A 23927-nucleotide genomic window follows, 5' to 3' on the forward strand; every position below is an offset into this window, starting at 1 on the left:
CGGCCGGGCCGCCCCTGCTCCAGCGCGAACGGATGCCCATGCCGCCCGACCACATCGCTCGATCCATCGCGCTTTTCGGGGTGCCGCTCGATGCGGGGGCCGGCCGGGCCGGCTGCAAGATGGGACCCGAAGCCCTGCGGGTAGCGGGGCTCGCGCGCGAGTTGCGGCATCTCGGCCACCGCGTCGACGACCGTGGCGATCTCACGCCCGATCCGGTCGACGCTGCCTTTGCGCTGACCGGTAACGCCAAGAACGCGGCGCTGGTGGCGGGCTGGACCCGCACGCTTGATCGAGCTTCCTATACGACCCTCCGCGAGGGCGCCGTCCCGGTGTTCCTGGGCGGCGATCACAGCCTCGCGATGGGCACGGTGTCGGGCGCGGCCCGCTTAGCGCGGGAAGCCGGTCGGCCGCTAGCGGTGCTCTGGCTCGACGCCCATTCGGACTTCAACACCCCGCTGACTTCGCCGTCCGGCAACATGCATGGCATGCCGGTCGCGTTTTTCTGCGGCGGATCGGGCATGGCCGACATCCTCGACGCGGATCGCCCGATGGTTCGCCCGCAAGACGTTTATGTGTTCGGCGCGCGCTCGATCGACACGGACGAGCGTGAGGCGGTCCGACACGCCGGCATCAATGTCTACGACATGCGCTCGATCGACGAATTGGGCGTCGTGGCGCCGATCCGCGACATCCTCGACAAGGTCGAGGCGGCCGGAGCCATGCTGCACGTCAGCCTCGACGTGGATTTCCTCGACCCGGATATCGCGCCGGGAGTCGGCACGACGGTGCGGGGCGGCGCCACCTATCGGGAGGCCCATCTCGTCATGGAAATGATCCACGACCGGGGTCTCGCGACCTCGCTCGACATCGTCGAGCTCAACCCGTTCCTCGACGATCGCGGCAAGAGCGCGCTGCTGCTGGTGGAACTCGTCGCGAGCCTGTTCGGGCGGCAGGTATTCGGACGGTAGTGTTAAGCCGCCGCCGGGGCTGTCAGGCCGCTTGAGGTTTCGATGAACCGCAGGATCGCCTGGACGCCCTCGCCGCCCCGGATATTGGTCATCACGAACGGCCGCGCGCCGCGCATCTTTTTGGCGTCGCGCTCCATCACCGCGAGATCGGCCCCCACGAAGGGCGCAAGGTCGATCTTGTTGATGACCAGCAAATCCGAGCGGGTGATGCCGGGGCCACCCTTGCGCGGGATTTTGTCGCCGCCCGACACGTCGATCACGAAGATCGTGAGATCCGCCAGTTCCGGCGAAAAAGTCGCGGCGAGATTGTCGCCACCCGACTCGATCAAAACGAGATCGAGATCCGGAAACCGCGTCGTCATCGTGTCGACGGCTGCGAGATTCATCGAGCAATCCTCGCGGATGGCCGTATGCGGGCAACCACCCGTTTCGACCCCCATGATCCGGTCGGCCGGTAGCGCCCCGGTGCGGGTCAGGATCTCGGCATCCTCTTTGGTGTAGATGTCATTGGTGATGGCGCAGACCTGATAGCGACCCGCCATAGCCTTGCAGAGCGCCTCCATCAACGCCGTCTTGCCCGACCCGACCGGACCGCCGATCCCGACCCGAAGCGGGCCATGTGGCGACGAGGACTGCGAAAGCGACATGGCGTGAGGCTCCTTCATGACCGGAACAGCCGTGAATATTGGGTTTCGTGACGGATGGCCGCGAGATCGGACCGGAACGCAGACCCGCCAAGCCCATCGAGCCCGGCGGTCTCGCAACGCTGCGCCACATCGTGAAGGCTGGTCAGCAAGGCCGCCATGACTTTTTGTGCGTCGGTCTGCCCGACGATACTGAGCCGGATCGCGGCGGAGACCAGATTGGAGAGAACGCCGAGTAGAAACATGTCGATCGTCGCGCCGAGATGTTGGTCGTGGCCGGCCGCCACGAGCCCCACCGCCACCGGATAGGCAATGTCAGGCTCACTTCGCCGATCGATCAGGGCCAGGGTGTCGCAAGGCCAGGATTTGCTGATCTGCGTTAAGAACGCATTGCCCTGGGTCGCGGTTTCGAGGCGGCGCTCGCGGCTCGTCGCCAAGGCAAGACCAAGCTCCGACACGGCGGCGAGCCGGGACTTATCCCGGTCACGCGCCGCCCGGTAGGCTTCGGCAAGAACGATGGCGTCGTTGTAGGGAGCACCTTGCGACAGCACGGTCCCGAGCCAGGAGAGGAGAGCCTCCGCGTTGGGCAGATCGCCGGACTCGGCAGCCCATTCGAGACCATGCGAATAGGCGAAGCCGCCGACGGGAAACATCGGCGACATCCAGATCGCGAGACGCAGGGGCACCCCTGTCTCGGTCACGCGGCGCCGGATGTGTCGGACGGCTCGTCCCAGCCGGCATGCGTATGGCTATGACCATGACCGCCGCTTCCGTGATAGGCGCCCCGCTCGGGGCGAAACGGCCGCATGACGGTCGTGGCGCTTGCACCGAGCCCCCGCACCATCTCGGCCAGCACGTGGTCGTCCTCGAGGTAGATCGCCTCGGCCATGATTTCCGCAGGCGTGTGCCGATTGCCGATATGCCAAGCGACGCGCAGCAATCGCAGTGGATTTTCGGCGCGGATTTCGAGCAGCGCCTGGGCGGCCGCGACGACCAGCACCAAATCGCCACCGTCGAGCTTCAAGGCGTCCCCCTCCTCCAGCACGGAGGCTTTCTCGAGATCGACGAGAAAATCCGCACCGCCGTCGCTCGTCAGAACGATGCGACGGCAATGCCGCCGCTCGTGATCGAGCGTCACGCGATCGGTAACGCGGTCGGGCCGGACGGCAGCCCGACGCACGATCGATGTGGCGCGTTGCATACCGCCTCTCAGAACAGAAAGTAGCGCTGTGCGAGCGGCAGCACCTTGGCGGGCTCGCACACCAGCAATTCACCGTCGGCCGTCACCGCATAGGTTTCGGCATCGACCTTGATGTCCGGCATCGCGCCATTGTGGATCAGCGAAGCCTTGCCGATTCCGCCGCGCGTATTTTCGACCGCGACCATCTCCTTCGCGGTGCCGAGTTTCTCGCGCAGGCCGTTCTCGGTCGCGGCTTTCGACACGAAGGTGACGCTGGTGGCGGTACGCGCCTTGCCGAACGCGCCAAACATCGGGCGATAATGCACCGGCTGCGGGGTGGGAATCGAGGCATTCGGATCCCCCATCGCGGCCGCCACGATCATGCCGCCCTTAAGGATGAGATCGGGTTTCACGCCGAAGAATGCCGGCGACCAGAGCACGAGATCGGCCAGCTTGCCGGGTTCGACCGAACCGATGTGGTTGGACACGCCATGCGCGATGGCCGGATTGATCGTATATTTCGCGATGTAGCGCTTGATGCGGCCGTTGTCGTTGCGGCCGTCGCCCTTCAGGCTGCCGCGCTGCAGCTTCATCTTGTGGGCGGTCTGCCACGTCCGCATGACGACTTCACCGATGCGGCCCATGGCCTGGCTGTCGGATGACATCATCGAGAGTGCGCCGATATCGTGCAGGATATCCTCGGCCGCGATCGTCTCCTTGCGGATGCGACTTTCGGCGAAGGCGAGATCCTCGGCGATCGAGGGATCGAGATGGTGGCACACCATCAGCATGTCGAGATGTTCGTCAAGCGTGTTGACCGTGAAGGGTCGCGTCGGATTCGTCGAGGACGGCAGCACGTTCGGGAGGCCGGCCACCTTGATGATGTCGGGCGCATGCCCGCCGCCCGCTCCTTCGGTATGGAAAGCATGGATGGTGCGGCCCTTGAAGGCCGCGATCGTATCCTCCACGAAACCGGATTCGTTCAGCGTGTCGGTGTGGATCATCACCTGCACGTCATACTCGTCGGCGACCGTCAGGCAATTGTCGATGGCGGCCGGGGTCGTGCCCCAATCCTCATGAAGCTTCAGCGCGCAGGCGCCGGCCTCGATCTGCTCGACGAGGCCGCCCGGCAGCGCGGCGTTCCCCTTGCCCGCGAACCCGATGTTGATCGGAAAAGCATCGGCCGCCTCAATCATGCGGTGCATGTGCCAAGGGCCGGGCGTGCAGGTCGTCGCATTGGTGCCGGTCGCCGGACCCGTCCCGCCGCCGAGCAGGGTCGTGATGCCGGACATCAGCGCATCGTCGACCTGCTGCGGGCAGATGAAATGAATATGCGCGTCAAACCCGCCGGCCGTGAGAATTTTGCCTTCGCCTGCGATGACTTCGGTGCCGGGTCCGATCACGATCGTGACGCCGGGCTGGATGTCCGGATTACCGGCCTTGCCAATTGCCGCGATCCGCCCATTCTTCAGGCCGACATCGGCTTTCACGATGCCCCAATGATCGACCACGACCGCGTTGGTGATGACGGTATCGACCGCGCCGGCCGCATTGGTGACCTGGCTCTGGCCCATACCGTCGCGAATGACTTTGCCGCCGCCGAATTTCACCTCGTCGCCATAGGTCGTGAAATCCCGCTCGACCTCGAGCACGAGATCGGTATCGGCGAGGCGCATCCGGTCGCCCGTGGTCGGGCCAAACATGTCCGCATAGGCGGCGCGTGAGATTGTGTAAGCCATCAGAGCGCGCCCATCACGTCTTGCCGGAAACCATAGACTTTGCGATCGCCCGCCAGGGCTACGAGATTGACCTCGCGGGTCTGGCCGGGCTCGAACCGCACCGCCGTTCCGGCCGGGATGTCGAGCCGCATGCCGCGCGTCTTGTCCCGCTCGAAAGCGAGGCCGGGGTTGGTCTCGAAGAAATGATAATGCGAGCCGACCTGAATGGGCCGGTCGCCGGTGTTGGCGACCGTGACGGTCAGCGTCTCGCGACCCTCGTTGAGAATGAGGTCGCCCTCCGCCGCCATGATTTCACCGGGGATACGCTGGTCCTCCGCGCCACGGATCGGATCATGCACGGTCACGAGCTTCGTGCCATCCGGGAAGGTCGCTTCCACCTGCACGTCGTGCAGCATCGCGGCGATCCCGTCCATCACTTGATCGGGCCGCAGAACATGCGCGCCGGCTTCCATCAAATCGGCAACCGAGCGCCCGTCGCGCGCGCCTTCGACGATGAAATCCGAGATCAGCGCGATCGCCTCGGGGAAGTTGAGCTTGACGCTACGTTCGAGGCGTCGGCGCGCCACCATGGCGGCCATAGCGATCAGCAGCTTGTCTTTCTCGTGGGGCGTCAGTCGCATGTTTGTTCCAGTCGTCTACCAGGACCGCGGCATCGGCGAGCCGCGGAACGCTTCCACGAATCGAACGAGGTCGGATCGTAACATCTGCGCGTCTCGCGCCACAAAGCGGACCAGCAACATGCCGTTCCAAGCGCTGGCTCCAGCTTCGGATCGGGTTTCCTGCAGAAGCAAGCGCGCCTGGTCGAGCCGGTCCTCGGCATCGGGCGCGACATGCAAGACGGTGGCCAGCGCATGGGCGCCGCCGCCCGACGCGGGGCTGAGCAATTGCGCCACCGGCGCATCGAGCCGGATCTCGTCGGCGAAGACCAGCCGACCGGCGCGGCGAATGCGCCAGCGGTCGCGGCATAGGCCACGATCGACCACTTCGCGCATCGCGGTCCGGCCGAACATCACGCTTTCGATCAGGGTCAGCGACGCATCCGCGGCGATATCGGCGGACAGATCGCGCCGCCAGCGGCTATCGGCGAACAGGATCATCTCCTGCGGTAGCCAGGCGAGGCGGCTCCCCGCTTCGAGATGCAGCGCGACCTCGACGGACGTGTCCGGCCCTTGCGAGCGGTAGATCTTCTCGGCCGCCTGGGTGGTAACGACCGCCGAGGCGCCCGGCAGCAACCGAACCTCGGTCCGCATGCTGTCGCCGCCCGCCATGCCGCCGCCGGTGTTGATCAGCACGGCTTCGCAGGTCTCGCCATATTGAGTCGGAAAACGCGCGCGATAGCCGCCACTCTCGGCACGTTCGAGCGCCACGGTCCGGCCGCCGCGAGCCGCCAGAACCATGCGGACGCCGCCAGCGGCGCGCACGAAATCCGGGACGATCCCTAAAGCCTGCATGCCACCCGCTTCATCACACCGACAACCGCGCCCGAACCTCATGCTCGACCATCGTGTCCCTGGTGCCGGAGATCACCACGGCGCCTCGGTCCATGACCACGAAATCATCGGCAAGATCACGCGCAAATTCGAAATATTGTTCGACCAGCACGATGGCCATGTCGCCCCGGCCGCGAAGATAGTCGATGGCGCGGCCGATGTCCTTGATGATCGAGGGCTGGATCCCCTCCGTCGGCTCGTCGAGCACCAGCAGTTTCGGCCGCGTCACGAGCGCCCTGCCTATCGCGAGTTGCTGCTGCTGACCGCCAGACAGGTCGCCGCCGCGTCGTCCCATCATGGTCTTCAGGACCGGAAACAGCTCGAAAATCTCGTCCGGGATGGTCTGCAGCTTGCGCGCGACGGGCGCGAAGCCGGTCATCAAATTCTCGCGCACCGTGAGCAGCGGGAAGATCTCGCGGCCCTGCGGCACATAGCCGATGCCGCGCCGCGCCCGCTGATAGGTGGCGAGTTTCGAAATATCCTGATCCTGCCAGACGATGCGGCCGCCACGGATCGGCTGCTGCCCGACGATAGCGCGCAACAACGAGGATTTGCCGACCCCGTTGCGTCCGAGCACGCAGGTGACGCGGCCGGGGCTCGCCGCGAGCGAAACGCCGCGCAAAGCTTGGGCCGCGCCGTAATAGAGATCGATTGCCTCAACGTTCAGCATCGCCCGTCTCCAGACCTCAAGGGTGACACCCGAGCCGGCTGGCATCGCCGTGACACCAGGTAAAAGACAGCGTGAGGCTTGTGGCCCAGATCACGATCACCAGCGCCGAGGCCAGCATCGCCACCTTGGCGAACAAAGGTCGGCGAAAGAAGGCCGTGACGAGAGCGAGCAAGCCGCTGCCGATCAAGACGACCGGGAGTGCGAGCGACGCCAAAGCGGCGGTTACGATGATCGGTGTGCTGGCGGCTCCGGGCGCATCCGTCATCATGATGCCCGGCAGAGCCATGGGCACACTGAGCAGGCCCAGAGCAAAACACATGACCGCGATCCTGAAGCCGTTGTCGTGGCCGCGCATCAGTCGTGCCTCGCTGATCCAAAGGTGGGACCACATCGCAGGCAGGCGCGGAACGCAAGGCTCTCACCGCCCCAGATACACTTCGATGACGCGCGGGTCGGCGCTCACCTGATCGAGCGGCCCCTCGGCCAGCACGGCGCCTTCGTGCAGCACCGTCACCTTGACGCCGAGGTCACGCACGAAGGCCATGTCGTGCTCGACCACGACGACCGAATGGGTCTTGGCGATCTCGCGCAGAAGATCCGCGGTCGCGGCCGTCTCGGCGTCCGTCATGCCGGCGACCGGCTCGTCCACCAGGAGAAGCTTGGGGTCCTGCGCCAGCAACATGCCGATTTCGAGCCATTGCTTCTGCCCATGCGACAGGTCCGCCGCGGGCCGGCGACGATGATCGGTGAGCCGGATGGTCGCGAGGATCGCGTCGATTTTGGCGTCCTGAGTGGCCGGCACCCGGCCGAATAAGGTCGCGAGCGCCCCGCGCGGCGCCTTGAGGGCCAGCACGATGTTGGTTTCGACCGTGTGGTTCTCGAATACGGTCGGCTTCTGGAACTTGCGCCCGATGCCGAGCTCGGCGATGGCGGCCTCGTCGAGTTTGGTCAGATCCGTGTCGCCACCGAAATAGACCTCTCCCGTGTCGGGCCGCGTCTTGCCGGTGATGACGTCCATCATCGTGGTCTTGCCGGCGCCGTTCGGCCCGATGATGGCGCGCATCTCGCCCCGCTCGAGCGTGAGCGACAGGCCACGGAGCGCCTTATAGCCGTCGAACGAGACCCTCACGTCGTCGAGATAGAGCAGCGATTGCGTCAGCGCGTCCCGGTTCATCGCGCTTGCTCCGGCACCAGTTGCTCCTCAGGCGCGACCGGGCTTTCGGCGGGCGGGCTTGGCCGCCACCGCGTCGACGCCTGATCGATCAGGCCAAGGATCCCCTTCGGCAGGAAAAGGGTCACGAGCACGAACAAGGCACCGAGGCCGAACAGCCAATAATCGGGAAAAGCGCCGGTGAAATAGGTCTTGCCGAAATTCACCAGAACGGCCCCGAGCGCCGCCCCGACCAACGTGCCGCGACCGCCCACCGCGACCCAGATGACCGCCTCGATCGAATTGGCGGGTGCGAATTCGGACGGGTTGATGATGCCGACCTGCGGCACGTAGAGCGCGCCGGCGACACCCGCCATGGCGGCCGACAGCGTGAAGACGATCAGCTTATAATATTCGACGCGATAGCCGAGAAACCGTGTGCGACTTTCTGCGTCGCGGATCGCCACGATCACCTTGCCGAATTTCGACGCGACGACGGATGCCGCCAGAATATAGCCGAGCCCGAGTGCGATCGCCGAGGCCGCGAACAAACCGGCGCGCGTTCCATCTGACTGGACGTTGAACCCGAGAATGTCCTTGAAGTCGGTCAGGCCGTTGTTTCCGCCAAACCCCATATCGTTGCGGAAGAAGGCCAGCAGCAACGCATAGGTCAGGGCCTGGGTGATGATTGAAAGATAAACGCCGGTGACGCGCGAGCGGAACGCGAACCAGCCGAATAAGGCCGCCAGGATGCCCGGCACCAGCACGACCATCAGGGCCGCATAGGCGAAGTTCGAGAAGCCCCACCACGTCCAAGGCAGGGCGTGCCAATTGAGGAAGACCATGAAGTCCGGCAGATCCGGGTTGGCATAGGTGCCGCGCGACCCGATCTGCCGCATCAGATACATGCCCATCGCATAGCCGCCGAGTGCGAAGAAGGCGCCATGCCCGAGCGAGAGGATGCCGCAGAACCCCCAGACGAGATCGAGCGCGAGAGCCAGCAGGGCGTAGCAAAGATATTTGCCGAGCAGCGCCACGACATAGGGCGGCACATGGAGTGCCGATCCAGCGGGCGTCGCGAGTGCGAGCACCGGCACCAGAATGGCGGCGGCGATCAGCACTGCGAGGAAGATGAGCCCGCGCCGGTCCAGGATGGGGGTGTGGGTCATGTCAGGCCTCCACCGATCGGCCCTTGAGGGCGAACAAACCGCGCGGGCGTTTCTGAATGAACAGGATGATGAAGACCAGAACCGCGATCTTGGCCAGCACGGCACCGGCGAGCGGCTCGAGGAACTTATTGGCGATGCCGAGCGCCAGCGCCGCCACCAGTGTGCCCCAGAGATTGCCCACCCCGCCGAACACCACCACCATGAAACTATCGATGATGTAGCCCTGCCCGAGGTTGGGCGACACGTTGTCGATCTGGCTGAGCGCCACCCCTGCGATGCCCGCGATCCCTGACCCGAGGCCAAAGGCCAGCGCGTCGATGCGCCCGGTCGAAATACCCATGGCGGAAGCCATCCGGCGGTTCTGGGTGACGGCCCGCATCCGCAAGCCGAACGGGGTCGCGCGCAGCACGAGTTGCAGCGCCACAAAGACCAGGATCGTGAACACGATGATCCAGAGCCGCCCGGTCGTGATATCGAGCCCGCCGATGTGGAACGAGCCCGCCATGAAGGCCGGCGCGCCGACCTCCTTGTTGTTGGCGCCGAAGATGGTACGGACCGCCTGCTGCAAGATCAGCGAGATGCCCCAGGTGGCCAGCAGCGTTTCGAGCGGACGCCCATAGAGATGCCGGATCACCAGCCGCTCGATCGCGATGCCGACGACGCCGGACACCAGAAAGGCGAGCGGTAGGGCGATGAACAGCGAATAATTGAACAAACCCGGAGCCGAGGATCGGATGATCTCCTGCACCATGAAGGTCGTATAGGCGCCGAGCATCACCATCTCGCCATGCGCCATGTTGATGATGCCCATGACGCCGAACGTGATCGCGAGCCCGATGGCCGCCAGCAGCAGCACGGAGCCGAGCGACAGCCCATACCAGACGTTCTGAAGCGCCTGCCACAGCGCCAATTGCGTGTTGATCGACGCCATGGCGGCCTTCGCGGCGGCGCGCACGGGTTCGAGCGTCGCATCCTCGGGCGACAGCGTCGACAGGCTCGTCATCAAGCCAAGCGCACCCTGATCGCCCCTCAGCTTGAGGCGTCCGATCGCATCGAGCCGCATGGCCGGCGTCGCATCCGGCTTGGTCGCGAGGATCGCGGCGCGCGCATCGGCCAGGGCCGTCTTGACGGCCGGGTCCGTCTCCTTGGCGAGGGCCGTTTCGAGGCCCGGCAAAGCGGTCGCCTCATGCGAGCCGAAGACGGCTTGGGCGGCGGCGAGCCGCTTGTCGCGATCGGGCGACAACAGATCGAGCGATCCGCTCGCGGCCAGAAGCTTGCTGCGGACGGCGTTGTTCAGACGAACCTTCTTGAGCGCATCGGCCGACACGTCGGCGGGGGCTGGAGCGCCGCTCCTGGCCTCGTGCAGCGCGCCCGCGCTATCCTTGAAGTAGACGAGGTGCGAGGCGGGATCGGTGAGGAGCCGCCCATCCCCAAGCGCCTGCAGCACCGGGGTAGCGGTCGGGCTTCCGGTCGCCGACAGCGCCTCGATGCCCTTCTCGGTTTCGGGAAATTTATCCTGAGCGAAATGCGCGAGCGCATCGTCGATCGGGTCGGCATGGGCCGGCGTCACCGCGAGACCCGCCAGCAGCGTCCAGAGCAGCAAGGCCACCCGCGCGAAGGTCAGCGGTCGTCGTTCCATGTCGGCACCTCTCAGCGAAAGCTCCAGTCCTTCCAGGCGGAAGGCGAAACGGTCGGGGCGCGATGGCGGCCCCGACCAGAGTGAGCGAGCCCGTCCCAAGCTTGGGGACGGGGACACCGGATGTCAGCTCAGGCGGCGCCGCCGCATTTGCCGGTCTTCACATTGAAGTTGCCGCAGTTCATCGGCTTCCGCCAATCGCCGATCAGGTCTTTCGAACCTTCCAGGTAGGGCGACCATTCCTGCGCCACGACGAGACCCGGCGTCTGCCAGACGGTGTTCATCTGACCATCTGCCTGGATTTCGCCGATATAGACCGGCTTCGTGATGTGATGGTTCGGCATGATGGTCGAGTAGCCGCCCGAGAGGTTCGGGACAGAGACACCGATCAAGGCGTCGATCACCGGATCGGCCTTGAACGTGCCGGCCTTTTCGACGCCCTTCACCCAGGCGTTGAAGCCGATGTAATGGGCTTCCATCGGGTCGTTGGTGGTGCGCTTCGGATTTTTGGTGAAAGCTTTCCAGCGCGCGATAAACGCCTTGTTCTCGGGCGTGTCGATCGACTCGAAGTAGTTCCAGGCCGTCAGATGGCCGACCAGCGGCTTGGTGTCCATGCCGGCCAGTTCTTCCTCGCCGACCGAGAAGGCCACGACCGGAATGTCGGTCGCCTTGAGGCCCTGGTTGCCGAGCTCCTTGTAGAACGGCACGTTGGCATCGCCGTTGATGGTTGAGACCACGGCAGTCTTCTTGCCGGCCGAGCCGAACTTCTTGATGTCGGAGACGATCGTCTGCCAATCGGAATGACCGAACGGCGTGTAGTTGATCATGATGTCGTCTTGCGCGACACCCTTGAGCTTCAGATAGGCTTCGAGGATCTTGTTGGTGGTGCGCGGATACACGTAATCGGTGCCGGCCAGCACCCAGCGCTTCACGTTGCCGCCGTCTTCGCTCATCAGATAATCGACAGCCGGGATCGCCTGCTGGTTCGGAGCCGCGCCCGTGTAGAACACGTTGCGTTGGCATTCCTCGCCCTCGTACTGGACGGGGTAGAACAGGATCGAGTCGAGTTCTTCGAAGACCGGCAGAACCGACTTGCGCGACACCGACGTCCAGCAGCCGAAGGTCGCGACGCAATTATCTTTGGAGATCAGCTCGCGCGCCTTTTCGGCAAAGAGCGGCCAGTTCGAGGCGGGATCGACCACGACGCCCTCGAGCTTCTTGCCCAGCACGCCGCCTTTCTTGTTCTGCTCGTCGATGAGCATCAGCATGACGTCCTTGAGGGTCGTCTCCGAGATCGCCATCGTGCCCGACAGCGAGTGCAAGATGCCGACCTTGACGGTCTCGTCCGCCGCGAAAGCGCGGGAGACGCCGCCCATCGCCAGGGCCCCTGCGGCAGCTGTCGCGCCCAGCAAAGCTTGGCGGCGGTTCATTGCGAACTGATCCATGGTCTTGTCCCCTCTGGCGGCCGGAGGAGGTGGCCGCAACCCGAGCGGCCGCAGTCTTGGTCAGAACGCCGGTCCGGCCCATACGTCGTTTGACGTATGTTGCGCTGCGGCAGAGGCAGAACGCCGATGTTTACGGCCTCGCCTCAGCTGGATCGTTGCGGCAGAATGATCGGGCGCGTCGCGACACTGACGGCGCAGCCGGGGAGATCCGCCCACGATGAGCCAACTCGGCAGTTCGCTGCAAAACTTCCTTCTGGTCTTGTCGGCGCTGTTCTCCATCGTCAATCCGATCGGCTCGGCGCTGATCTTCAGCCAAGTCACGGCTGACCGCTCGCACGAGGAACGGCTCGACATTGCAGGAAAGGTCGGGCTGTACTCGGCCATCGTCATGCTGGTGGCGCTATGGGGCGGCGCCTATGTGCTGAATTTCTTCGGCGTGACGCTGGCGGCCTTGCGGATTGCGGGCGGGCTCGTGGTTTCGACCAGCGCCTGGAGCATGTTGTCGAAGGCGGAGGAAAACGAGGAACGCAAGCAGGAGCAGGCGTCGCATGCTACCGGCGCCTCCGACGTCGCGTTTTTTCCGCTGACGATGCCGTTCACGACCGGCCCCGGCACCATTTCGGTGGCGATCGCACTCGGGTCCAACCTGCCGACCGGCCCCAACGAGGGATATTCGTTTTTCCTCGGCGCATCGCTGGCCGCCTTGGCGGTCGCTGTGATGATCTGGATCGCGTATCGCTCGGCCGATCGGCTCGTCGCTTGGCTCGGCCACGCCCGTGCCCGTGTGCTGGCGCGGCTCGCGGCCTTCCTCCTGCTCTGCGTCGGCACACAGATCACGCTAAACGGTGTCGTCGATGCGCTGCGGCTCGTCGTCAAACCCTAGCGGGTCCGCCGCTATGCAGCTTAGACGAGGCTGCCGACCGGCCGTGACGCGTCGAGCGGCATCCCGACCTCCGCGTCGAGCGGCGGGATCGGCCCTTCGATCAGCATCCAATATCCTGCCGCGGCCACCACCGCGATGACGGCTCCGGTCAGCAACGCTGGGGAAAACCGCCCTGTCGCTTGCACGATGAAGCCGGTGATCGTGGGCGCGAGCGCCCCGCCGAAGAGAGGCGCCGCCACCGAAGCGTTTCGTGTGGGAAAAGCAGCGCTGCACGAGCGTCCTGGCGGCATGAACTATGCTAAGCGAAGATAAGCCACAGAGTACCCATGCCCGGACCGCAGCGAATTCTTCCCATCAGGCGCGATTACAATCGGTGGGTCGCCAACCAGACGCTCGAGGATTTCGCGCTGCGCTTCACTGCGAAAAGCGCGCGTCTCTGGTCGGCCTCGCGGGTGTCGCAAACCGCCATCGGGGCCATCTCGTTTCTGGCCCTCGAGGCGATCGGCGGCACCATCACCCTGAGCTATGGGTTCACCAATGTGCTGGCGGCGACGCTGGTGGTCGGCCTCATCCTGTTTCTCACCGGCCTGCCGATCGCCCGCGCGGCCGCTCGATACGGCGTCGACATCGACCTGCTGACGCGCGGGGCGGGCTTCGGCTATGTCGGATCCACTGTCACGTCGCTGGTCTATGCGGCGTTCACGTTCATTCTTTTCGCGGTCGAAGCCTCCATCATGGCGACGGCTTTGCAGCTCTGCTTCGGCTTGCCGCTGCCGGTCGGTTATCTCTTGAGCGCCGTCGCCGTGATCCCGCTGGTGACCTATGGCATCACCTGGATCAGCCGTTTCCAGCTCTGGACGCAGCCGCTCTGGATCATCCTCAATATCCTACCGGTCGGCTTCATCATGGTGCGCGACTGGCCGTCCGTGGTGGCCTGGACGACCTTTCCGGGTTTGGCGTTGCCCGCACCGTCGGGCGACCAACTCGATCTCCTGAAATTTGGCGGCGCGGCCTCGGTCATTCTGGCGCTGATGCCGCAGATCGGCGAGCAGGTCGACGTGCTGCGGTTTTTGCCGGCGCGGAGCAGCAAGGGCGGACGGCGGTGGAGCACCTTGTCGATCCTGGCGGCCGGACCGGGCTGGATCGTGCTCGGCGCGCCGAAGCTGCTGTTCGGGTCTTTGCTGGCCGTGCTGGCGCTGCGGCACGGCGTCCCCGCGGACCATGCGGGTGAGCCCGCCTACATGTATCGCGTCGCCTTCGGCTATGTGTTACCGTGGCCCGATGCGGTGGCGGTGCTGACGGCCGCCTTCGTGGTCGTGTCGCAGCTCAAGATTAACGTCATGAATGCCTATGCGGGGTCCCTCGCCTGGTCGAACTTCTTCGCTCGCCTCACCCATAGCCATCCGGGCCGCGTCGTCTGGCTGGTGTTCAATGTCGCGATCGCGGTCCTGCTGATGGAACTCGGCATCTACGCGGCGCTCGAACGCATTCTCAGCCTCTTCTCCATCGTCGCGGTCGCCTGGCTCGGCGCCATCGTGGCCGATCTCGCGATCAACAAGCCGCTGGGGCTCAGCCCACCCGGCATCGAGTTCAAGCGCGCCCACCTCTATGACATCAACCCCGTCGGCACCGGCGCCATGGGGCTCGCGACACTGGTGGCCCTTCTGGCCGCTTCGGGGCTGCTCGGCGAGGCGCCGCGGGCGCTCGCTCCGTTCGTGGCGCTCGGCGTCGCGCTCGTGACAGCACCGCTGATCGCCTGGGCGACCGGAGGTCGATATTATCTGGCCCGCCAGCCGGAGACGGACTGGCAGGCCCGCGAGACCATCGCATGCACCATCTGCGACCATGCTTTCGAGCCGGAGGACATGGCCTCCTGCCCGGCCTATGGCGCTCCGATCTGCTCGCTCTGCTGCTCGCTCGATTCACGCTGCCACGATCTCTGCAAGCCGCATGGGCGGGCGCAAACGCAGATGGCTGCCGTCATGACGGGCCTGCTTCCCAAAAGCCTTGGGCGGCACGTGACGCCGCGTGTGGTGCGATACATCTCGATCCACGCCCTGATCGTGGTGGCGATCAGCCTCGTCTTGCTGCTCATCGATTTCCAGGCCGCCTCCTACGGGGTCGCGGCCAAGGCTCTCGTTGACCGAACGCTGTGGACCGCTTTTGCGATCCTGTTCATCGTGGCGGGCGTGCTGGCCTGGTTCCTGGTGCTGGCGCAGGAGAGCCGCCACGTCGCCCAGGAAGAATCCACGCGGCAGACGGCGCTGCTGCTGCGCGAGATCGAGGCGCATCAACGCACCGACGCGGCGTTGCAGAAGGCCAAAGAGGTCGCCGAGGCCGCCAATCTCGCCAAGAGCCGCTATGTCGTCGGTCTCAGCCACGAACTTCGCACCCCGCTGAATGCCGTGCTGGGCTATGCGCAATTGCTCGAGCGCGACACCGATATCCCGGCGGCGCGGCAAACCGGCGTGCGGGTCATCCGCCGGTCCGCCGAGCATCTCTCCGGGCTCATCGACGGCCTGCTCGATATTTCCAAGATCGAGGCGGGACGGCTGCAGATCGGGCGCAACGACGTGCGGATCGGCGACTTTCTCGATCAGGTGGTCGACATGTTCGCCTTGCAGGCCCGCGCCAAGGGGCTGGACTTTATCTTCGAGTGCAGCCCCGCGCTGCCCCGGACGGTGCGGACCGACGAGAAGCGATTGCGGCAGATCCTCATCAACCTGCTGTCCAATGCCGTGAAATTCACGACGACCGGCCATGTCGCGCTCCGGGTGCGCTATCGCAATCAGGTCGCGACGCTAACGGTCGAGGATACCGGACCGGGAATCGCGGGCGATGACCGCGACCGCATCTTCGAACCGTTCGATCGTGGCTCGGTGACGGCGCACCATGCCCTCCCGGGCCTCGGCCTCGGATTGACGATCACAAAACTGCTGGCCGAACTCATGGGCGGCGAGATCAGCCTGCATAGCACGCCAGGGGTCGGCAGCCGCTTCGAGGTCCGGCTGATGCTGGCCGCCACGGCCGAAACCGCGCTACCGCCGTTGCGCCGGATCAGCGGCTATGGCGGCGCGCGGCGCACCATCCTCGTGGCCGACGACGACCAGGATCATCAAACCCTCATGCGGGAGATGCTGGAACCGCTCGGCTTCTCGATGCTGACGGCGCGCGATGGCCCGACTTGCCTGGCGCTCGTGGCCGACGTCGCGCCGGACCTGTTCCTGCTCGACATTTCAATGCCGGGCTTGTCGGGCTGGGATCTCGTGAGAACGCTGCGGGCCGGCGCCCATCCACGCACCCCCATCGTCATGCTGTCGGCCAATATCGGCGAGACGACTCCCAACCGAACCGACCTTGAAGACCACCAGCCCGATGCCGTTCTGCCGAAGCCGTTCGACTTCGGGCACCTGCTCGATATGCTGGAGCGTCTGCTGGGGCTCGATTGGATCTCCGACCCAACCCCAACCCCGCCCGAACCACCCCTTGAACCATTTGCACCGCAGCCGCTCGGCTCGGCCGACCGGGGCGAATTGCTCAGCCTCGGCCGCATCGGCTACTTACGCGGGATCGAGGCCAAGCTCGCTCAACTCGACCAGGACCCCGGCCAGCGCGCGATCGTCGCGCAATTGCGCCAGCACCTGACCGCCTTCGACTTCGACGGCTTCACGGCCGATCTCGAAGACCTCGCCGATGGTTGACCCCCAGCCATCCCGAGCCGCCGGCACGCGCGACATCGTCCTCTTGGTCGATGACACCCCCGATACGCTTGCGATGCTGACCGACGCGCTCGAACAATCCGGCTTCATGGTGCTGATCGCGACCGGCGGCAGCGCAGCGCTGTCGATCTGCGAGCGGGTCACGCCCGATGTCATCCTGATGGACGCGATGATGCCGGGTCTCGATGGATTTGAGACGTGCCGCCGCCTCAAGGCGACCGCAGCGGTCGCGCATGTTCCCGTCATCTTCATGACGGCGCTGAGCGAAACGGAGCATATCGTTCAGGGCCTCGGCGCCGGCGGGGTCGATTACGTCACAAAGCCGGTCGTGCTGGACGAAATGTTCGCGCGCATCCGCACGCATCTTCACAACGCACGCGCGGCGCAGAGCACCAGACTGGCGCTGGATACGGCCGGAAGCTTTCTCCTGGCGATCGACCAGAGCGGCACCCTGCTTTGGGCGACCCCGCAGGCGAGGCGTCTCTTGCAGCGGGCTGCGCCATTGTCAAACCCTGGCGCGTTGGCGCCCGAGATCGTCGCGTCGATCCATGCCGCGGCAGCCGGCGGCGGCCCGCAGACGCTCACGTGGCCCACCTCGCAGGCCGGTGTCGGTCACCTGCAATTCGGCTTTCTGGGCACGATCGGGGCGGGCGAATATCTCGTGCGTCTGACCAGCCTCGACGGGCGCAACGACGAAGACGCCCTGCGACGGCGTTTCAGTCTGACGGCGCGCGAAGCCGAGGTGCTGCTGTGGATCGCGCGCGGCAAGTCGAACCGCGACATTGCCGATATTCTGGCGCTCAGCCCCCGCACCGTGAACAAGCACCTCGAGGGGATCTACACCAAACTCGGGGTCGAGAACCGGGCTTCGGCCGCCGTGCTGGCCAACCGCGTCTGGAGCGGGAATTAAAGCCGAACTCGTCGGCCTATTTGCCGCCGTCGACGCTCAAGACCTGACCCGACACCCACCCGGCGAGGTCGGAGGCGAAGAACAATACCGCATTCGCGATATCGTCAGGCGTCCCGAGGCGGTGCATCGCGATGCTCGACAGCAGCTTGTCCTGCCCCTCTTGGCCGAGCGCCTCCCACTGGCGTTCGGTCGCCGGATTAGAGCGCACGAAGCCGGGCGCGACATTGTTGACCGTAATGCCGAAGGCGCCGAGTTCATGCGCCAGTTGGCGCGTCAGGCCGATCTGCCCGGCCTTCGCGCTGGCATAGGCCTGAATACCGGTGAGGCTCACGCCGAGCCCGGCTCCGGACGAAATATTGATGATCCGGCCCCAGCCCCGCGCTTTCATGCCGGACGCGACGGCCTGCGCCATCAGGAAAGCACCCGTGAGATTGACGTCGACGATCGCGCGCCAACTCGCGAGCGTGATGCTCTCGATCGGCCGGCCCACCTGTCCCAGCACGCCCCCCGCATTATTGACGAGGATGTCGGGCGACCGTCCGTCGGCCTCCAAGCGCTGTACGAACGCCTGGATGCCAACCGCATCGGTCACATCGAGAACGGCCGTGAGACCCATCGGACCGACGAGGCGGGACGTCTCCGGCAAACCCGCCTCGACGATATCACACGCCACCACGAAGGCGCCGGCCTTGGCCAGCGTGACCGCGATGGCTTGCCCGAAACCATGGCCTGCGCCGGTGACGAGCGCCGTGCGGCCCTTGAGAGCGAACGTCATGCTTGTCCCTGTTCACCGATGTGATCGAGCTGTTCGATGTTCCGCCTGTCGAGCGGCCGCTGGCCGGCCTCGATCTCGTGAATCATCGCGATGATGGCGGCCGTGATCGGCGTCGGGAGCGTATGTGTCGCCCCAGCGGACACGATCGGGCCGAGTTGGGCGTCGACCTCGGTCTTGCGCTTGCGGATCGCGAGATCGCGCCAAATACCCGAATGGGATTTCGCCGACTTGCGATTATGCGCCACCATCGCGTCGAACGAGGCCGCGGTCACCTCAGGCGCCGCCTCGGGCAGAAAGGCGGCCGGGTCGAAGCCGTTGAAGGCTTCGAGCGTCACGCCCTCGGCCCGCGCAACCGCGACGATCTCGTGTGCGAGGCGCGTCAGAACGGGCCGCGCATGCGGCATCGCCAGAACGTCGGCGATGCTATCGTCGGTAAGGGCGGTGGCAAATAATTGCGCGCCATAGATCAGTTTCGCCCAGAGATAGCCAAGAATGTTCGAGGTGACGATCGCGGCGGGATCGAAGGTCAGGAACAAGCGGTGCAGGTCGGCGATGCGCGGGCTCGCCCGTCCATCGAGTTCGCCGAGCACGACGGCGCCGCGTCCGCCATAGTGGATCACGCCGGGCTCGATGTAATCAGCGCCGAAATTGACGAAGCAGCCGATCGTGCGCGCGCGACCGAGGCGTGCGGCGATCACGTGTTCGTTGAGACCGTTCTGGGCCGAGACCACGTAACCCTCATCCGCCACATGGGGCGCGAGATCGACGAGCGCCGCCTCGGTATGGTGGGCTTTGACGGCCAGAATGATGCGGTCGAAGCGCCCCTCGACCTGCGCCGGCAGGCGGGCTTGGGCCGACACGCGCGTCGCGCCGATCGGCCCCGTGATGGTCAAGCCGTCCCGGTTCAGGGCATCGACATGGTCGGCCACGACATCGACGAAGAGCACGTCCTCGCCGGCGCGGATCATGGCCGCGCCGATCGCCCCGCCGATGGCTCCCGCGCCCCAGATCAGGATCGGGCCATTCATGCCCAGGGTCCTTCGAGCAAGGCCCGCGTCTCCTCGACCGCGACCTGCCAGATCGCCAGCATCTCCGTATCCGGCCGCTCGTAATAGCCGCCAAAGTTACCGTCACCCAGCAGCGTCTTGACACCATCCGGGTCGAGCACGCGCATGCGGTCGAACTCGACCATCGGCTTGCGCTGGCTCGGTGCCACGACGCCGGGCAACCGCGTCCAGGGGAAGTTTTCCATCCACGACGCGTGCGAGGCGACGGGATCGATCTCCTGCACTTTGGCGGCGGTCTTCGGCGCATTCCACCAATTATGGAATTTGACCGCCGTGCCCGCGTGGTCGGCCATCCATTCGATCGCGAGGGCGCCGGCCGGCTGGTTGCCGCCATGGCCATTGACGAAGAGGATACGGCGGAACCCTTGCCGATGCAGACTGTCGAGAATGTCGCGCACGACCGCCACATAGGTGTCGATCCGCAGGCTGATCGACCCCGGATAGCTGAGGAAATAGGGGGTAATCCCATAGGCCAGCACGGGGAAGACCGGCACGCCGACCGGCTCTGCAGCCTCGAGAGCAACCCGCTCGGAGAGGATCGAATCGACCGACAGGCTGAGGCCCGCATGCTGCTCGGTGCTGCCGAGCGGCACGATGGCGCGATCGTCGGTCTTGAGATAGGCCGCGACCTGCTCCCAGTTCATATCGCTGATCATCATGATGCTTTCCTGTCGGGCTGGATCGCAGGGCTGTCCGGGTCACGGAGCAGCGGAATGACGATCCGTTCGATCTCGCCGGGATCGGGAACGTGGCGATATTCCATGGCACGGACGCCGACCGGCAACTGGTCGAGGGCCGCCTCCGCGCCCGTCGACAGCACCACGATGCTACAGGCGCCCAGCAAGGCAGCAAGGTCCGGCCCGTCCAGCAGAGCGGCCGTCACGGCGGACACATGCGGCGCGAATTTTTCAACACCGGCCTTGATGACCGGCAGAAACTCGGGAAATCGCGACACGACCAGCACCCGCGCCCGAGGATCGAGCGAGGCCAGTCCACGCCGCGTGTCCTCGGACGGGATGAAGCTGATGGCGGCCACGCGCTGATGCGGCAGCAGGGCCGCGACCTCCCGTCGGCGATGCGCGAAGGTGAGCACGAGATCAGCCGCGGTGGCCCGCTGCATCGCCGCCTCGCGGCGTTGGAGCGCATCCACCGTCAGCGCCTCCACGGTGGTGCCAGGGCCAAGCGCGGAAGCCAACGATCGCGCATAGCTCGCCGCCGCGACCGGAAAAGTCCCGACCAGCACCACGACCTTGGTTCGCCCGCGCGCAACTCGGCCCGACAGCCTCGCTCCGATCGAGCCCGCGATTTCGCCACTCCGCAGGCCGATCGCCAAGCCTTCGTCGATCAAGGCATCGACCCGTTGCAGAAATGCCGCCATCCGGGCATCGCTATCGCCGACCGCACCACGATCGGTCACGAATGTTCCCGACCCCGGTCGGCCATGGATCAACCCGGCCTCCTTCAGATCGCGGTAGACTTGGCTGACCGTCATGGGAGCGACACCGATCTCATCGGCAAGCTCGCGGACCGAGGGAAGCCGAGCCCCGCCCGCGATCTCGCCGCAGGCGATGCCATATTCGATCAACCCGCGAAGCTGCGCTCCAAGGGCGACCGGCAAGGTCTTGTCGAGAGCCAGCCGCATCGTCATCCCATACGAAACCGTTCTAGACGATTAGCACGGTGCCCTCCGTTTCAGCAATCACCCTCTTTGACCGAACGTTAGTCGAGCCTTTAACTCAACAATTGACACAGAAGGCGCGGCGGCGTTAGCGTTCTAAAGAATTAGAACAGTGGCCCCTCACATCATCGGTAGCATCCATGAAAGCATCATTCAGGTTCGCGGTCACGGCTTCGCTGCTGCTGGGTGCGAGCGTCGCTGCGATCGGGTCAGGCTCCGCCGCGACCCGTGGCGGCATCATGACCTATGGCCGCTATGCCGATAGCTTGTTCCTCGACCCGGTCCTCAACGACGCCAACGTCGACATCTGGGTGCTGTCGAACCTCTATGACACTTTGCTGCTGCCGACCGACGACGGCAAGGGCGTTCAGCCCGGCCTCGCCACCGCTTGGACGGTCGCGCCGGATGGGAAGTCCGTCACGCTGACGCTGCGCGAGGGGACCAAATTTTCCGATGGGTCGCCGATCACGGCCGAGGACGTGAAATGGTCGCTCGAGCGCGCTCACGACCCGAAGAACGGCATCTGGAATTTTCTGCTCGAGGCACTGGATTCGGTCGAGATCAAAGACCCGAAGACCGTCGTCCTGGCGTTGAAACACACCGATCCGGCGATCCTGCCGGCGCTCAGCACCTTCAATGCCTCGATCATGCCGAAGAAGGCCTTCGAGGCGTCTGCGGGCGCGACCGACGCCGACAAGGCCAAGACCTTCGGCGAGCATCCGATCGGCTCCGGCCCTTTCATGTTCCAATCCTGGAGCCGGGGTTCGGAAATGAAGCTCGTCAAGAACCCCTATTATTGGCGCGATGGCGACGACGGGAAGAAGCTTCCCTACCTCGATGGCGTGACCTTCGAGGTCATCCCCGACGACGCAACCCGCATCCTCAAGGTTCAGTCGGGCGAACTCGACGGCGCGGAATTCATCCCATTTTCGCGTGTCGAGGAACTGAAGGCCAATCCGGCGTTCAACATGGTGCTGTTCCCCTCGACCCGCGTGTTCTACGGCAACCTCAACGTCCGCCCCAAGCTGACGGACGGAACCGCGAACCCGCTTGCCAACGAGAAGCTGCGGATGGCGCTGAATTATGCCGCCGACAAGGACGCGCTGATCGCCATCGTGACCCACGGGGTCGGCACGCCGATGAGCTCGTTCATGTCGACCGCGACACCGATGCATGTCGGTGAGGGAACTGAATTCCCGCTCGATGTCGAGAAAGCCAAGGCGCTGATGAAGGAGAGCGGCCTCAGCGGCGTCACCTTCTCGTGCCTGGTTTTGGCCGGCAACGTCGATCAGGTCAGCACCGCCACCGCCTTGCAGCAGATGTGGAGCGAAATCGGGGTGACGCTCAAGATCGAGCAGGTCGACAATGCCACCATCACGTCGCGCTATCGCGCCGGCGACTTCTCGATGCGGCTCAGCGTGTGGACCGACGACATCGCCGATCCGAACGAGGCAACGTCCTATTTCGCTTATTACCCCACGATCCAATCGCAGCATTCCGGTTGGAAGAACGACGAGGTCGACGCGCTTTACGAAAAGTCGCAGAGCGAACTCGACCCCAAGGTCCGGGCCGGCCAGTTCGCCCGCATTCAGGAGCTTTACAAAACCGGCCCGATCGTGCCGCTGTTCGAGACGCCCTATCCGGTCGTCTTGAAAAAGAGCGTCAAGGGCTTCGTGCAAATCCCGCTCGGCAACAACATCTTCGTGGCGACCTCGCTGGAGAAGTAAGACAAGCCAATCCGGCTCCGTTCGGGCAGGATCGTGATGACCTCCCGTTCGGATGGGAGGGGAGGTTGTCGCGCGCCTGATCTTCTGCAAAGTGAGCGTGGGCCGGCGACGATGCCGCCCCCGGAGACTTGAGCCGTGCTGAATCCGGGTTTCGTGATCCGCCGTATCCTGCAGATCATCCCGACGCTGCTGTTCATCCTTGTCGTGACTTTTGTGATCGTGCGCCTGCTCCCCGGCGATCCCTTGAGCGCGATCGCGGGTGATCGGGTGACGGATGCGGACGTGGCCCGCGCCAAGGCGCAATATGGGCTCGACCGTCCGCTGGTGCTGCAATTCGTGGCCTTCGTCGAACGCGTGCTGCACGGCGACCTCGGCCGTTCGTTCGTGATCCAGGTCCCGGTCTCGTCGCTGATCGCCGACCGGCTTCCGGTGACGCTGCTGCTGACCGGAATGGCGGCTCTCTTCGCGATTCTCATGGCGGTGCCGCTGGCTTTCGTGGCCGCGATGCGCCGCAACCGTCCGGCTGACGCGATCATCCGCGGCGCCTTTCAGGTCGGCCTGTCGATGCCGGTCTTCTACATCGGCCTCGTGCTGCTCACCGTCTTTTCGGCCACCCTGCGATGGTTTCCGGTCGGCGGCTATGGCAATGACTGGGCCGACCATCTCTATCACCTGTTCCTCCCGGCCTTGACGCTCGCCGTCAGCCTCGCAGCCGTGCTGATGCGAAATCTGAGGGCCGCGATCGTCGACGTGCTCGGGGCCGAATATGTCGATTTCGCCCGCGCCAAAGGCCTGCGCCCCCGGCTCATCATGCTGCGGCACGTGTTGCGGAACGCCTTGATCTCGACGGTGGCGTTGCTCGGCCCCACCATCGGCGTGTTGCTCGGCGGCGCCGTCATCACCGAGACCGTCTTCGCGATTCCTGGTGTTGGACGCCTGATGATCGACAGTATCTATGGGCGCGACTATCCCGTGATCCAGGGCCTCACGCTGGCGCTGGCCGTCGTGGTGTCGCTGATCTTCCTACTGACGGACCTGTTGCAGGCGGCGCTTGATCCGAGGGTGGCGCAGTGACGG

At 65.1% G+C, this 23927-nt stretch carries 23 protein-coding genes; 6 read left to right on the forward strand and 17 right to left on the reverse strand.

Annotated features, from left to right (window positions below; genetic code table 11):
• Positions 1-38: 38 nt before the first annotated feature.
• Positions 39-968: an arginase gene (gene rocF / locus EY713_RS03375; RefSeq protein WP_131113563.1), complete on the forward strand. Its 930-nt coding sequence runs from the start codon at positions 39-41 to the stop codon at positions 966-968.
• Between the two features lie 2 nt (positions 969-970).
• Here the strand turns inward: rocF and ureG are convergent, their stop codons facing one another.
• The 12 genes from ureG to urtA form a co-directional block, all read right to left on the reverse strand.
• On the reverse strand, positions 971-1615 hold the full coding sequence (ureG, locus tag EY713_RS03380; protein ID WP_131113564.1) for an urease accessory protein UreG: 645 nt from the start codon (positions 1613-1615) through the stop codon (positions 971-973).
• 14 nt (positions 1616-1629) lie between these two features.
• Complete coding sequence (locus EY713_RS03385; protein ID WP_245572876.1) at positions 1630-2298, reverse strand: urease accessory protein UreF; 669 nt, start codon at positions 2296-2298, stop codon at positions 1630-1632.
• Positions 2299-2309: 11 nt separating this feature from the next.
• Positions 2310-2813 carry an urease accessory protein UreE gene (locus EY713_RS03390; RefSeq protein ID WP_131113565.1) on the reverse strand — a complete coding sequence of 168 codons (504 nt, stop codon included), beginning with the start codon at positions 2811-2813 and terminating at the stop codon, positions 2310-2312.
• A gap of 8 nt (positions 2814-2821) precedes the next feature.
• On the reverse strand, positions 2822-4531 hold the full coding sequence (gene ureC / locus EY713_RS03395) for an urease subunit alpha (RefSeq protein ID WP_131113566.1): 1710 nt from the start codon (positions 4529-4531) through the stop codon (positions 2822-2824).
• Positions 4531-5151: an urease subunit beta gene (locus tag EY713_RS03400; protein WP_131113567.1), complete on the reverse strand. Its 621-nt coding sequence runs from the start codon at positions 5149-5151 to the stop codon at positions 4531-4533. Before EY713_RS03400 ends, ureC begins: the two co-directional genes overlap by 1 nt.
• Before the next feature lie 15 nt (positions 5152-5166).
• Entirely contained in the window at positions 5167-5982 is an 816-nt protein-coding gene (locus EY713_RS03405; protein ID WP_131113568.1) for an urease accessory protein UreD, read from the reverse strand.
• A gap of 13 nt (positions 5983-5995) precedes the next feature.
• The gene (gene urtE, locus EY713_RS03410; protein WP_131113569.1) at positions 5996-6691 is read right to left on the reverse strand and encodes an urea ABC transporter ATP-binding subunit UrtE; all 696 of its coding nucleotides are present in this window, start codon (positions 6689-6691) and stop codon (positions 5996-5998) included.
• A 16-nt stretch (positions 6692-6707) separates the two neighbouring features.
• Complete coding sequence (locus EY713_RS03415; RefSeq protein ID WP_131113570.1) at positions 6708-7010, reverse strand: hypothetical protein; 303 nt, start codon at positions 7008-7010, stop codon at positions 6708-6710.
• A 99-nt stretch (positions 7011-7109) separates the two neighbouring features.
• Positions 7110-7865, reverse strand: coding sequence for an urea ABC transporter ATP-binding protein UrtD (gene urtD, locus EY713_RS03420; protein WP_131113571.1), 756 nt, complete (start codon positions 7863-7865; stop codon positions 7110-7112).
• Positions 7862-9010: an urea ABC transporter permease subunit UrtC gene (gene urtC, locus EY713_RS03425; protein ID WP_131113572.1), complete on the reverse strand. Its 1149-nt coding sequence runs from the start codon at positions 9008-9010 to the stop codon at positions 7862-7864. The genes urtD and urtC overlap by 4 nt, the downstream gene beginning before the upstream one ends.
• A gap of 1 nt (position 9011) precedes the next feature.
• A complete protein-coding gene (gene urtB, locus EY713_RS03430; RefSeq protein WP_131113573.1) occupies positions 9012-10649 on the reverse strand; it encodes an urea ABC transporter permease subunit UrtB in 1638 nt (545 codons plus the stop codon).
• Positions 10650-10777: 128 nt separating this feature from the next.
• On the reverse strand, positions 10778-12091 hold the full coding sequence (gene urtA / locus EY713_RS03435; RefSeq protein ID WP_413771054.1) for an urea ABC transporter substrate-binding protein: 1314 nt from the start codon (positions 12089-12091) through the stop codon (positions 10778-10780).
• 217 nt (positions 12092-12308) lie between these two features.
• On the opposite strand from urtA, the gene EY713_RS03440 reads away from it, so the two are divergent.
• Positions 12309-12974 (forward strand): MarC family protein, encoded by a 666-nt coding sequence (locus EY713_RS03440; RefSeq protein WP_131113574.1) that lies wholly within the window; start codon positions 12309-12311, stop codon positions 12972-12974.
• A gap of 20 nt (positions 12975-12994) precedes the next feature.
• Here the strand turns inward: EY713_RS03440 and EY713_RS23075 are convergent, their stop codons facing one another.
• A complete protein-coding gene (locus EY713_RS23075) occupies positions 12995-13213 on the reverse strand; it encodes a hypothetical protein (protein WP_245572877.1) in 219 nt (72 codons plus the stop codon).
• A gap of 87 nt (positions 13214-13300) precedes the next feature.
• Here EY713_RS23075 and EY713_RS03450 point away from each other — a divergent pair, with 87 nt between their 5' ends.
• Positions 13301-16675: a hybrid sensor histidine kinase/response regulator gene (locus tag EY713_RS03450; protein ID WP_131113575.1), complete on the forward strand. Its 3375-nt coding sequence runs from the start codon at positions 13301-13303 to the stop codon at positions 16673-16675.
• Positions 16668-17603 carry a response regulator transcription factor gene (locus EY713_RS03455; RefSeq protein WP_131113576.1) on the forward strand — a complete coding sequence of 312 codons (936 nt, stop codon included), beginning with the start codon at positions 16668-16670 and terminating at the stop codon, positions 17601-17603. Before EY713_RS03450 ends, EY713_RS03455 begins: the two co-directional genes overlap by 8 nt.
• Positions 17604-17619: 16 nt before the next feature.
• On the opposite strand, the gene EY713_RS03460 is transcribed toward EY713_RS03455, so the two are convergent.
• Genes EY713_RS03460 through EY713_RS03475 form a run of 4 tightly spaced genes read right to left on the reverse strand, consistent with a single transcriptional unit; the run spans position 17620 to position 21087 of the window.
• A complete protein-coding gene (locus EY713_RS03460) occupies positions 17620-18378 on the reverse strand; it encodes an SDR family NAD(P)-dependent oxidoreductase (RefSeq protein WP_131113577.1) in 759 nt (252 codons plus the stop codon).
• Complete coding sequence (locus EY713_RS03465; protein ID WP_131113578.1) at positions 18375-19406, reverse strand: ketopantoate reductase family protein; 1032 nt, start codon at positions 19404-19406, stop codon at positions 18375-18377. The genes EY713_RS03460 and EY713_RS03465 overlap by 4 nt, the downstream gene beginning before the upstream one ends.
• A complete protein-coding gene (locus EY713_RS03470) occupies positions 19403-20104 on the reverse strand; it encodes a creatininase family protein (protein ID WP_131113579.1) in 702 nt (233 codons plus the stop codon). The genes EY713_RS03465 and EY713_RS03470 overlap by 4 nt, the downstream gene beginning before the upstream one ends.
• Positions 20101-21087, reverse strand: coding sequence for a GntR family transcriptional regulator (locus EY713_RS03475; protein WP_165491016.1), 987 nt, complete (start codon positions 21085-21087; stop codon positions 20101-20103). Before EY713_RS03475 ends, EY713_RS03470 begins: the two co-directional genes overlap by 4 nt.
• Positions 21088-21263: 176 nt before the next feature.
• On the opposite strand from EY713_RS03475, the gene EY713_RS03480 reads away from it, so the two are divergent.
• Together EY713_RS03480 and EY713_RS03485 are read left to right on the forward strand one after the other, a co-directional pair.
• Complete coding sequence (locus EY713_RS03480) at positions 21264-22850, forward strand: ABC transporter substrate-binding protein (protein WP_131113581.1); 1587 nt, start codon at positions 21264-21266, stop codon at positions 22848-22850.
• Between the two features lie 135 nt (positions 22851-22985).
• Positions 22986-23924, forward strand: coding sequence for an ABC transporter permease (locus EY713_RS03485; RefSeq protein ID WP_207388255.1), 939 nt, complete (start codon positions 22986-22988; stop codon positions 23922-23924).
• Positions 23925-23927: the final 3 nt, after the last annotated feature.

Source organism: Lichenihabitans psoromatis, from assembly GCF_004323635.1.
GTDB lineage: Bacteria > Pseudomonadota > Alphaproteobacteria > Rhizobiales > Beijerinckiaceae > Lichenihabitans > Lichenihabitans psoromatis.